This window comes from Bradyrhizobium sp. ISRA442, assembly GCF_038085055.1.
Lineage (GTDB): Bacteria > Pseudomonadota > Alphaproteobacteria > Rhizobiales > Xanthobacteraceae > Bradyrhizobium.
On record NZ_JALGCN010000001.1, the window covers coordinates 348,548 to 360,654 of the forward strand.

A 12,107-nucleotide genomic window follows, 5' to 3' on the forward strand; every position below is an offset into this window, starting at 1 on the left:
CACCTACGAATTTCGCAAATACAACGCGAAGGGTGCTGTGCGGCGAGCCCTACTTCACCTTCGCCGTCAGCTTCTTCATCGCCGCCTTGATCGACGTCGCCGCATCCTCGTATCCCTCCCATGCTTTCGAGCGCGCGAGCAAGCCAGGGACGGTGCGCAGCGTATATCGCTTCGGATCAAGATCGCTCTTCACCTGCGCCCAGGTCAGCGGCATCGAGACCGTGGCACCCGCGCGCGCACGCGGCGACAGCGGAGCCACTGCCGTCGACATGCGGTCATTGCGCAGGTAGTCGAGGAAGATCTTTCCATTGCGCAGCTTCTTCGACATATTGAGCAGGTAGCGCTCGGGATCGTTGTCGGCCATCCACCGGCAGATCCCTTGCGCGAAGGCCTTGGCCTCCTTCCAGCTCACCTTGTCGCGCGCGCCGTGCAGCAGCGGCACCACCACATGCAGGCCCTTGCCGCCGGTGGTCTTGCAAAAACTCTCCATGCCGACATCGGCAAGCCGCTGCCGCATCTCCTTTGCCGCCGCGACGACGCCGGCGAAATCGACATCCGGCGCCGGATCGAGATCGAACACCAGACGGCCGGGCGTGTCATAAGCGTAAGGCGCGCAATTCCAGGGATGCAGCTCGACGCCCCCGATCTGCGCCACGGCCGCGAGCCCCTCGATGCGATCGATCTGCAAATACGGCTTGCGATCGCCGGAGACCTTTGCGAGCTCCAGCAGGTTCGAGGTCCCCTGCATGGCGTGGCGCTGGAAGAAGGACTCGCCCTTGATGCCATCGGGCGCCCGGATCAGGGAGCACGGCCGTCCCTTCAGATGCACGATCATCCACTCGCCGACGGCTTCGAGATAGCGCGCGAGGTCCAGCTTGGTGACCGGCTCGCCATCGCCGTCGTCGGGCCAGAGCTCCTTGTCCGGCTTGGAGATGACGACACCCATGACCTCGGCATTCTCTGCGGCCGGCTTCGACCGGACGCCGGATGTCGTCTTGGCGCGCGACTTCTTCCGTGCGCCGGGAGACGGCTCCGCCAGCTCTGTATCGACAGGGGTTTCGGCCTCGACCTCCTCGGCCGGCTTATCCTGCCGCAGGCCCTTGAACGCCGCCTGGCGGATGTTGCCGTCGGCGGTGAAGCCGGCAAACTCGATCTCGGCGACGAGCTCCGGCTTCAGCCAGTGCACGTCGCGACTCTTCTTCGGCGCGTTCTTGCCGCCGAAGGGACTCTCGTTAGAGGTCACCTCCTTGAGGAGCGGCATGATGCGCTTGACCTTGTCGGCGCCGAAGCCTGTGCCGACGATGCCGACAAAGGCGAGGTGATCACCACGATGCACGCCCGCCATCAGCGAGCGGAATTTGCCGTTCGTGGTCTTGTAGCCGCCGATCACGACCTCATGGCCGGCGCGGCATTTCGACTTGGTCCAGCTCTCGGTACGGCCGGAGCGATAGGGTGCGTCGAGCCTCTTCGACACCACGCCTTCGAGCTCGAGCTTGCAGGCGGACCGCAGCACCGCGTCGCCCCCGCTCTCGAAATGCTCGACGAAGCGGATCTGTCCCGACTTCCTCTTGCGCGCCCCCAACAGCTCCTTGAGGCGGGCCTTGCGCTCGCCAAGCGGCAGCCGGCGAAAATCGAGCCCTTCTGCGAACAGGAGATCGAAGACGAAGAAGATGAGATCACCGGTCTTGCCGTCCGACAGCGCCGCCTGAAGCGAGGAGAAGTTCGGAGCGCCATTGTGGTCGAGCGCGACGATCTCGCCGTCGATCATCACGTCCGGCAGCGCACCGGCCTCCTTGACGATCGAGGTGAACTTGTCGCTCCAGTCCAGGCCCTTGCGGGTCTTCAGCGTCGCCTTGCCGTCCTCGACCCGAAGCTGCACGCGATAGCCGTCGAACTTGATCTCGTGACACCAGCCTTCGCCGGCCGCCGGACGCTCGACCGGCGTGCAGAGCTGCGGCGCGACGAAGTCCGGCATCTCCGAAACTTTCCTGACGTCCGCCGTCGTCGCCTTCCTTGCAGCCTTGCCACCTTTCAACGCCGTGCGGGGCGCCGGTTTGACGGTACGCCCCCTGGTTTCTTCGGCACGGTTGGAGTGCCACACCGCATCAGCCTTGCCTTTTGCGACCTTTGCGCCCTTTGCCAGCATGAACGGCTTGGGCGCGCGGCCCTTGCCTTCCGCAATCTGCTCCATGGCGCGCCCGGAAGCGACCGACTTGTCCTCGTCGAGGATGTCGTTGTCGGCACCCTCGCGGACATATTCGTCGCGGTGCTTGATCAGCAGCCAGTTGGTGCGCTTTCCGCCGGTGCGATCGTTGCGCATGCGCACGAGAACCCAGCTCCCGTGCAGCTTGTCACCGTGCAGGGTGAATTTAAGGTCGCCCTTCTTGAAGCCGCCCTCGGGATCTTCGGATTCCCAATAGCCGCGGTCCCACAGCATGACCGTCCCGCCGCCATACTGGCCTTCCGGAATCGTGCCTTCGAAATCGCCATAGTCGAGCGGGTGATCCTCGACCTCGACCGCCAGCCGCTTGTCGTGGGGATCGAGCGATGGTCCCTTGGTCACCGCCCAGGACTTGAAGACGCCGTCGAATTCGAGACGAAAGTCGTAGTGCAGCCGCGTCGCATCGTGCTTCTGGATCACGAACCGCCGTTGCTTCGACGGCGCGACCGCCGTTTCACCCGACGGCTCCGGCGTGATCTCGAAATCCCGTTTCTTTCGGTAGGTGGAAAGGTTTCTCAGCACGACCTGTCCCGCATGTTTCTCAGGCGCATTCAAGCCTATCACGACCTGTGTCCCACCCGGAACCAAAACCCGAAGCACGGGTTGGAGTTCCGAAAAAGCCCTGAAAACGCCGGAGATTGGAATGGCTCCCCGCGCCTACTGGAAAGGGTCGTTGAAACTGTCGCTGGTCAGTTGCCCAGTCGCGCTCTATCCGGCCGCGACTGCAGCCCAGAAGACGCGGTTTCACCTTATCAACCGGGAGACCGGAAACCGGCTCAAACAGCAGATGGTCGATGCCGAGACCGGCGACGTCGTCGAAAGCGATCAGAAAGGGCGCGGCTACGAGCTGCGCAAGGGCAAGTATGTCGAGATCGAGCCGGAGGAGCTCGAGGCGGTCCAGATCGAAAGCAATCACACCATCGACATCGAGAGTTTCGTGCCGAGCGACGAGATCGACCAGCGCTACCTCAACCATCCCTATTACATCGCGCCCGACGGCAAGGCCGCGATCGACGCGTTTGCCGTGATCCGCGACGCCATGGAGAATCAGGATCGCGTCGCGCTCGCCAAGATCGTGCTTACCAACCGCGAGCATGTCATGGCGATCGAGCCGCTCGGCAAGGGCCTGCTCGGCACCACGCTGCGCTACCCCTACGAGCTGCGCGACGAGGACCAGTTCTTTGACGACATCAAGAGCCCCAAGATCACCAAGGACATGGTCGAGCTCGCCGGCCACATCCTGCACACCAAGACCGCGCATTTCGACCCAAGCAAATTCAAGGACGAATACGAGGACGCATTGAAGGCGTTGGTGAAGCGGAAGGCCGCGGGCAAGAAGATCGAACTTCCAGAGCCCGAGGAGCGGCCGAGCAACGTCGTGAGCCTCATGGATGCGCTGAAGCAGAGCTTGAAGGGGCGCGGTGGAGGACGGACGAGAGCCAAGTCCCATGCACGCCGCACCACCGGACGGCATCGCAGCGCGAAGAAAGCGCACCGATCCACGGCCAGGCATCGCAAGGCGAGCTGATAGAATCGTCATTGCGAGCGCAGCGAAGCAATCCAGAATCGTTCCGCGGAGGGACTCTGGATTACTTCGCTGCGCTCGCAATGACGATGTTGAAGGAGATTCGCGCTCCAACCTCAGTCGTCATGCCCGAGGCTTGACCCGGGCATCCATGTCCATCCCCGCGCGGTGACGGCTCGCCTCAGTCCCCCGCCTTCAACCGATACCCGATCCCCGTCTCTGTCAGCACGTATTGCGGACGCTCCGGGTCGGCTTCGATCTTCTGCCGGAGCTGACGGACATAGACGCGCAGGTATTGTGCATCGGTCAGCTCGTCCCAGAGCTCCTTAAGGAGAAGGCGATGGGTGAGCACCTTGCCGGCGTGCTGGACCAGCACGCGCAGGAGGTCGTACTCCTTCGGTGACAGCTTCACCTCGCGCTCGCCCAGCTTGACGATGCGGCGCACGAGATCGACGGAGAGATCGCCGGTGCGGAACACCGGGCGCTCGCCCTTGACCTGGAGCTGGTGGCGCAGCGCCGCACGCAGGCGCGCCAAGAGCTCGTCCATGCCGAACGGCTTCGTAAGGTAGTCATCGGCGCCGAGATCGAGCGCCTGCACCTTGCCGGCCTCGTCGCCGCGGCTCGACAGCACCACGATCGGAACGTCCTCATTGCGGGCGCGAATGGTGCGCAACAGCTCGTGGCCCTGGATGTCGGGCAGGCCGAGGTCGAGGATGATCAACGCCGGCCCTTCAGTGAGCTTTTCCAGCGCGATTTTCCCGTTCGATGCCTCCAATATCTCATAGCCCTGCGTCGCAAGCCCCATCCGCAGCAATTTACGGATCGGCGGCTCGTCGTCGATGACCAGGACCTTGATCGAGGCAGCACTCATGCGGCGGTATCCAATGCGTGGGCCTGTGCCGGAACAGGCAGACGGATGGTCAGGACGGCGCCGCTCCGGTCGCTGCGGTTGGCGGCCGAGATCGTGCCGCGCATCGCCTCGACGAAGCCGCGTGAGATGGCCAGGCCAAGCCCGGTGCCGGGACGGACATGATCCCCCTTCTGCACGCGATAGAACTTGTCGAATACACTCTCGAGCTCGTCGGGCGGGATGCCGGCGCCTTCGTCGGCGACCTGGAGGAGCACCTGATCCGTGTCGCGTTGGCTCCTGATCAAGATCGTGGTGTCCTGTGGCGAATATTTGGCTGCATTATCGAGCAGGTTGAACAGCACCTGCTCGAACAGCACCGCGTCGAGCTCGAGCATCGGCAGATCGGCGGCCAGCAGCAGCTCGACTTTGTGCCCGGTGAGGATCTTGGCTGCCCGCCGCAGCGCACTGCCGACGATCTCGCCGAGATCGTGCAGCGCCGTGTTGGGCACGATGGCGCCGGATTCGAGCTTGGTCATGTCGAGGAGGTTGGCGATGAAGCGGTTGAGCCGCTCGGACTCGTCGATCACGGTGGCGAGCAGATCGCGCTTCTCGGTGGCGGAGAGCGCGCCGGCGAGATCGCGCATGGTCGAGGCCGCGCCCAGCACCGAGGCGAGCGGTGTCTTGAGATCATGCGAGATCGAGGTTAAGAGCGCCGAGCGCAGCCGCTCGGACTCGATGGTGCGCTTGACCCGGTCCATATCCTCGACCAGCAGCACGCGCTCGATCGCGAGCGCGCCCTGGTCGACCAGCGCGTCGAGCAGCCGACGCTGGTCCGGCGTCAGCAGCGGGCCGGTGCGGTCGTCGTCGATGCCGATGACGCCGATCGGCGCGCGCCCGGTGCGCATCGGCAGGAACAGCCGCCTGGCGCCCGGCAGCGTATCGGAGCCGCGGCCGGCGGGACGGTCGTTGCTCCAGGCCCAGTTGGCCGCCGCCAGATCGGCCTGGTCGAGCTGATCCTCGGGCGGATAGCCGGATTTCACCGCGAGCAGACCATCCTCCGGCAGCAGCAGCACCACGCGCACCTTCAGCATCAGCGCAGTCTGGTAGGCGGTGGCCCACAACACGTCGTCGAGCGTGCCGGTGCCGGCGAGCTTGCGGCTGAAGGCATAGAGCTGCTCGGTCGTCCTGATCCGCCCGATCGCGGTGTCGGCCTGCGTACGCACCCGTCCCGCAACGTTCGATACCAGCACCGCAATCAGCATGAAGAAGAAAAATGCCGCAACATTGGTCGGATCGGTGATGGTGAAAGTGTAGACCGGCGGCAGGAAGAAGAAATTATAGGCGAGCGAGGCCGCGATGCTCGCCAGCAGCGACGGCCACAGGCCGTAGCGCACAGCGACCGCCACCACCGCGGTCAGGAACACCAGGTCTACGTTTTCGACTCCAAACCGCGGCTTGATGACAGCCGCCACGGCAAGGCCGAGCGCAGTGATGCCAAGTGCCTTGAGATAGGGCAGCGCTTCGAATTGCTCGACGCGCGCCGCGGTCTGCACCGCCGTTTTCGGCGCGGGCCCGCCGGCGAGCTCGTCGCCCGGAATGACGTGAACGCTGATGTTGCCGGCTCGGCGGACGAGATCATGCACGACGGAGCCGCGCGTCATCTCGAACCAGCGCGAGCGCGTCGACTTGCCGATCACGATCTGGGTGACGTTGTTGCTTTGCGCGAAGTTGATGACGTCGTCCGCGATGCGACGGCCGACGGCGGGAATGGTCAGCGCCTCGCCACCCAGCGATTCGGCAAGCCGAAGCGTATCTGCCAGCCGGTCGCGCTCCTCGTCGGCGAGCTGCAGCGAGCGCCGGGTCTCGATCGAGATGGCGGTGAACGGCGCGTGCAGCCGGTCGGCCAGCCGCTTGGTGTAGCGCACGAGCCCGGCTGCGCGCGGATCCTCGCTGACGCAGACGAGGATGCGCTCGCCCGCAGCCCAGGGGCCAGCGATGGCATTCGCCTGCATGTGGGTGAGCAACTGCTCATCGACCCGCTCGGCCGTGCGCCGCAGCGCCAGCTCGCGCAGCGCAGTCAGGTTGCCCGGCGAGAAGTAATGCTCCAGCGCCCGCTCGGCCTGTTTGGGCACATAAACCTTGCCTTCCTTCAGCCGCTGGATCAGGTCGTCAGGCGTGAGGTCGATCAGCTCGATCGCGTCCGCACGGTCGAACACCGAATCCGGCACCGTCTCGCGCACCCGCACATGGGTGATCTGGGCAACGACGTCGTTCAGGCTCTCGATGTGCTGGATGTTGACGGCGGTGTAGACATCGATGCCGTGGGACAGCAGCTCCTCGACATCGAGGTAGCGCTTGGGATGACGGCTTCCGGCCGCATTCGTATGGGCGAGCTCGTCGACCAAAGCGAGCTGCGGCCGTCGCGCGATAACGGCGTCGAGGTCCATCTCCTCGATCATCTGGCCGCGATAGTCGAGCGTCTTGCGCGGGATCACCTCAAGCCCGCGCAGCAGCGTCTCGGTCTCGGCGCGGCCATGGGTCTCGACGAAGCCGACCACGACGTCGATGCCCGCCTTGCGCTTGGTGTGGGCGCTCTGCAGCATCTCGTAGGTCTTGCCGACGCCGGGGGCGGCGCCGACGAAGATCTTCAGCTTGCCGCTCGCGCTCTCCTCGCGGCGCGCGGTTTCCAGCAGCGCCTCGGGCGAAGGACGTTGTTCGGGATCACGGCGCTCTCGGACCATCAGGCGGCTTGCTATCAAATTACCAGTGCGCCCGCTCATCCCACCCCTCTCCCCGCAAGCGGGGAGAGAGAGCAACGGGCATCGCCTAGAATTATAATCATCAGAGCACCGCGAGCCTAGACCACTACTTCGCGGCAGCACGATCCAGTGAGAGATTCAGCGCCAGTACGTTGACCCGGGGCTCGCCGATCAGGCCGAGCAGGCGGCCCTCGGTGTGGGACGTCACGAGCTGCGTGACCTGATCCTCGGACATATTCCGCGCCTTCGCCACGCGCGGCACCTGGAATTGCGCCGCTTCCGGCGAAATGTTCGGATCGAGCCCGCTGGCGGAAGTCGTCACCAGGTCGACCGGCACAGCAGCCTTCGGGTTCTCCGCCTTCAGCTTCGCCACATCTTCCTTCAGCCGGTCGGCCAGCGCCTTGCTGGTCGGGCCGAGGTTGGAGCCGCCCGAATTGGCAGCGTTGTAGGGCGCTGGCACCGTCTTGGTCGCATCGTTCGGGTCCGGCGCCAGCGTCGCCGAAGGGCGGCCATGGAAATATTTGTCGTCCTTGAACTTCTGCCCGATCAGGGCGGAGCCGACCACCTTGCCGTCCTTCTCGATCAGGCTGCCCCGCGCCTGCGCGGGAAAGAGCGCGCTGGCGATGCCGGTGATCGCGAGCGGATAGGCGAGGCCCGTGATGGCGGTCAGCGCCAGCAAGAGGACGATGGCGGGGCGGATTTCTCTGAGCATGATGTCTCTCCCAATTCTTTCGTCATTGCGAGCGAAGCGAAGCAATCCAGAAATCTCTCCGGTGGCGGCAGTCTGGATTGCTTCGTCGCTTCGCTCCTCGCAATGACAGTTCAAGCCAAATGCAGCGCAGTCACCACAAGGTCGATCGCCTTGATGCCGATGAAGGGAATGACGATGCCGCCCAAGCCGTAGACCAACAGGTTGCGCCTCAGAAGCGCGCCGGCGCCGACGGCACGATAGGCCACGCCCTTCAGCGCAAGCGGAATCAACGCGATGATGATCAGCGCGTTGAAGATGATCGCCGACAGGATGGCGCTCTGCGGGCTCGCCAGGTTCATGACGTTGAGCACGTTGAGCTGCGGGTAGAACGCCAGGAACATCGCCGGGATGATCGCGAAGTATTTTGCGACGTCGTTGGCGATCGAGAACGTCGTCAGCGCACCACGTGTCATCAGGAGCTGCTTGCCGATCTCGACCACCTCGATCAGCTTGGTCGGGTTGGAATCGAGGTCGACCATGTTGCCGGCTTCGCGGGCGGCCTGGGTGCCGGTGTTCATGGCGACGCCGACGTCGGCCTGCGCGAGCGCCGGCGCGTCGTTGGTGCCGTCGCCGCACATGGCCACCAGCTTGCCCCTGCTCTGCTCGTCGCGGATCAGCTTGAGCTTGTCCTCAGGCGTTGCCTGAGCCAGGAAGTCGTCGACGCCGGCTTCCGCCGCGATCGCGGCGGCTGTCATCGGGTTATCGCCGGTGATCATGATGGTACGGATGCCCATGCGGCGCAGCTCCGCGAAACGCTCGCGGATGCCGCCCTTGACGATGTCCTTGAGCTGGATGACGCCGAGCAGCTTGCCGTCCTTAGCCACCGCGAGCGGCGTGCCGCCGGCCTTGGCGATCTCGTCGGCGATGGCCTGGATCTCACGGCCGATATCGGAAAGCGCCGCAGGCTGGATCGCCCGCGCTACATTGCCGGAGGCGATCGCCAGCGGCGCACCGCCACCGACATAGTTCAGCATGGCATCGACCGCCCCCTTTCGTACCGACGAGCCGCCGGCATCGACGCCGCTCATGCGAGTCTGCGCCGTGAACGGGATGAAGCTCGCACCCAGCTCAGCCATGTCGCGGCCGCGGATGCCGTATTTCTCCTTCGCCAGCACGACGATCGAGCGGCCTTCCGGCGTCTCGTCGGCGAGCGAGGCGAGCTGGGCGGCATCCGCAAGCTCGTGCTCGGTCACGCCGCGCACGGGGCGGAACGCGGTCGCCTGCCGGTTGCCGAGCGTGATGGTGCCGGTCTTGTCGAGCAAGAGCGTATCGACGTCGCCGGCCGCCTCGACCGCTCGGCCGGACATCGCCAGCACGTTGAAGCGCACCAGGCGGTCCATGCCTGCGATACCAATCGCCGACAAGAGCGCGCCGATCGTGGTCGGGATCAGGGTCACGAACAGCGCCACCAGCACGACCACCGAGATCGAGCCGCCGGCATAGGCCGCGTAGCTCGGAATGGTGACGGTAGCGAACACGAAGATGATGGTCAGGCCGGCGAGCAGAATGTTGAGCGCGATCTCGTTCGGCGTCTTCTGCCGCTCGGCGCCCTCGACCAACTTGATCATGCGGTCGATGAAGGTCGCCCCCTGCGCGGCCGTGATGCGGACGCGGATCCAGTCGGACAGCACCTGCGTGCCGCCGGTCACGGCCGAGCGGTCGCCGCCGGATTCGCGAATGACCGGCGCGGACTCGCCGGTGATGGCGGCTTCGTTGACCGAGGCGACACCCTCGATCACCTCGCCGTCGGAGGGAATGGTGTCACCGGCCTCGACCAGCACGATGTCGCCGACCTTGAGGCTCGTGCCCGACACGAGCTTGAACGTTCCGCCGGAGCCGGTCAGGAGCTTGGCCTGGCTCTCGGTGCGCGTCTTGCGCAGCGACTCGGCCTGCGCCTTGCCGCGGCCTTCGGCCACCGCCTCGGCGAGGTTGGCGAACAGCACGGTGAACCACAGCCAGAGGATGATCTGGAAGGTGAAGCCGAGATTCGCACTGCCGCTGACGAGGTCGCGCAGGAAGATCACCGTGGTGAGTGCAGCCACGATCTCGACCACGAACATCACGGGATTCTTGACCATGACGCGCGGATCGAGCTTGGTAAACGCCGCGCCGACGGCCGGCACCACGATCTTGGGATCGAGCATCGCCGAGACCGGCATGTGCTTGTTGGGTTTATGAACTGGTTCCATGGAGGTCACTCCGAAAGAGCTGGCTCAGAAGACGTTGCCGGCATTCATCGCGAGATGCTCGACGATCGGGCCGAGCGCGAGCGCCGGGAAGAAGGTCAGGCCGCCAATGATCAGGATCACGCCCACGACGAGGCCAACGAACAGCCCGCCCGTGGTCGGGAAGGTACCAGCCGAGGGCGGGATAGACTTCTTGCCGGCCAGCGAACCGGCGATCGCCATGGCAGGAACGATCATGAAGAAGCGGCCCACGAACATCGCGCTCGCGAGCGTCAGGTTGTAGAACAAGGTGTTGCCGGTCAGGCCCGCGAAGGCGGAGCCGTTGTTGCCGGTGGCCGACGTGAAGGCGTACAGCACTTCGGTGAAGCCATGCGGGCCGGCATTCGCCATCGAGGCGGCCGCCGCAGGATACACCACGCCGACCGCGGTCCAGCCGAGATACATCAACGGCAACACCAGGATCGCGAGCATTGCCATCTTGACCTCGCGGGCCTCGATCTTCTTACCGACATATTCCGGCGTGCGGCCGACCATGAGCCCTGCGACAAAGATCGCGAGGATGACGAACAGCAGCATGCCGTAGAGGCCGGCGCCGACGCCGCCGACGATGATTTCGCCAAGCTGCATGTTGATCAGCGGGATCATGCCGCCAAGTGCGGTGAAGCTGTCGTGCATGGCGTTGACCGCGCCGCAGGAGGCCGCCGTCGTGATCACGGCGAACAGGGAAGACGCGACGATGCCGAAGCGGACCTCCTTGCCTTCCATGTTGCCGCCGGTCAAACCAAGCGCCTGGAGCGTGGACGTGCCATCGGCTTCCGCCCAATAGGTGACGGTGACGCCGGCGACGAACAGCACACCCATCGCGGCCAGGATCGCCCAGCCCTGGCGCTGGTTACCGACCATACGGCCGAACACGTTGGTCATGGCTACGCCGATCAGGAGGATCGACAGCATCTGCACGAAGTTCGACAGCGCGGTCGGATTCTCGAAAGGATGCGCCGCATTGGCGTTGAAGAAGCCGCCGCCATTGGTGCCGAGCATCTTGATCGCGACCTGAGAGGCGACCGGGCCGACCGCAATGGTCTGCCTGGCGCCCTCGAGCGTGGTCGCCTCGACAGAGTCACCAAGCGTCTGCGGCATGCCTTGCCAGACCAGGAACAGCGCGTAGACAACGCAGATCGGCAGCAGCACATAAAGCGTGGTGCGGGTGACGTCGACCCAGAAATTGCCGATCGTCCGCCTCGAGGCGCGCGAGAAGCCGCGGATCAAGGCCACTGCGAGCGCGATGCCGGTCGCCGCCGACAGGAAGTTCTGGTGCGTGAGGCCGAGCATCTGCGCGAGATAGGACACCGTGCTCTCGCCACCGTAATTCTGCCAGTTGGTGTTGGTGATGAAGGAGATCGCCGTGTTGAATGAGAGGTCTTCGGCGACCGCGGCCTGCCCGGCCGGATTGAACGGTAGCATGGCCTGAACCCGCATCACGCCGTAGATGATGAGAAAGCCGCCGACATGGAACAGCAGCATGGCGACCGTATAGGTCAGCCAATGCTGCTCGCGCTTCTCGTCAACACCGGAAATCCGGTAGAGTCCGGCTTCGATCGGACGCAGCACCGGCGACACGAACGTCCACTCGCCGTTGAACACGCGCGTCATGTACCAGCCGAGCGGCTTGGCCAACGCGACGATGATGGAGCAATAGAGAATGATCTGGAGCCAACCGATCGCAGTCATGGAAATCAACCCTTCAGGCTTGGTGCCCGGCATAGCAACGGCAGCAGCACCGCGAGCAGGCAGGCGACGAGCACGGCATCCGCC

Annotated in this window: 7 protein-coding genes; 1 reads left to right on the top strand and 6 read right to left on the bottom strand. The window is 64.7% G+C overall.

Annotation, left to right across the window (positions count from 1 at the left end; translation table 11 throughout):
• Positions 1-49: 49 nt before the first annotated feature.
• Positions 50-2,743, bottom strand: a complete 2,694-nt coding sequence (gene ligD, locus MTR72_RS01585) for a DNA ligase D (RefSeq protein ID WP_280965972.1) — start codon at positions 2,741-2,743, stop codon at positions 50-52.
• Positions 2,744-2,864: 121 nt separating this feature from the next.
• Here ligD and ku point away from each other — a divergent pair, with 121 nt between their 5' ends.
• Positions 2,865-3,749 carry a non-homologous end joining protein Ku gene (gene ku / locus MTR72_RS01590; protein WP_280965973.1) on the top strand — a complete coding sequence of 295 codons (885 nt, stop codon included), beginning with the start codon at positions 2,865-2,867 and terminating at the stop codon, positions 3,747-3,749.
• Positions 3,750-3,927: 178 nt separating this feature from the next.
• Here the strand turns inward: ku and MTR72_RS01595 are convergent, their stop codons facing one another.
• The 5 genes from MTR72_RS01595 to kdpA all read right to left on the bottom strand — a co-directional run bounded on the left by MTR72_RS01595 (position 3,928) and on the right by kdpA (position 12,023).
• The gene (locus tag MTR72_RS01595; RefSeq protein ID WP_280965974.1) at positions 3,928-4,617 is read right to left on the bottom strand and encodes a response regulator; all 690 of its coding nucleotides are present in this window, start codon (positions 4,615-4,617) and stop codon (positions 3,928-3,930) included.
• Complete coding sequence (locus MTR72_RS01600) at positions 4,614-7,337, bottom strand: sensor histidine kinase (protein WP_280971082.1); 2,724 nt, start codon at positions 7,335-7,337, stop codon at positions 4,614-4,616. The genes MTR72_RS01595 and MTR72_RS01600 overlap by 4 nt, the downstream gene beginning before the upstream one ends.
• A 124-nt stretch (positions 7,338-7,461) precedes the next feature.
• On the bottom strand, positions 7,462-8,067 hold the full coding sequence (locus MTR72_RS01605; protein WP_280965975.1) for a K(+)-transporting ATPase subunit C: 606 nt from the start codon (positions 8,065-8,067) through the stop codon (positions 7,462-7,464).
• Between the two features lie 110 nt (positions 8,068-8,177).
• Positions 8,178-10,295 carry a potassium-transporting ATPase subunit KdpB gene (gene kdpB / locus MTR72_RS01610; RefSeq protein WP_280965976.1) on the bottom strand — a complete coding sequence of 706 codons (2,118 nt, stop codon included), beginning with the start codon at positions 10,293-10,295 and terminating at the stop codon, positions 8,178-8,180.
• Positions 10,296-10,319: 24 nt separating this feature from the next.
• Positions 10,320-12,023, bottom strand: coding sequence for a potassium-transporting ATPase subunit KdpA (gene kdpA, locus MTR72_RS01615; protein WP_280965977.1), 1,704 nt, complete (start codon positions 12,021-12,023; stop codon positions 10,320-10,322).
• Positions 12,024-12,107: the final 84 nt, after the last annotated feature.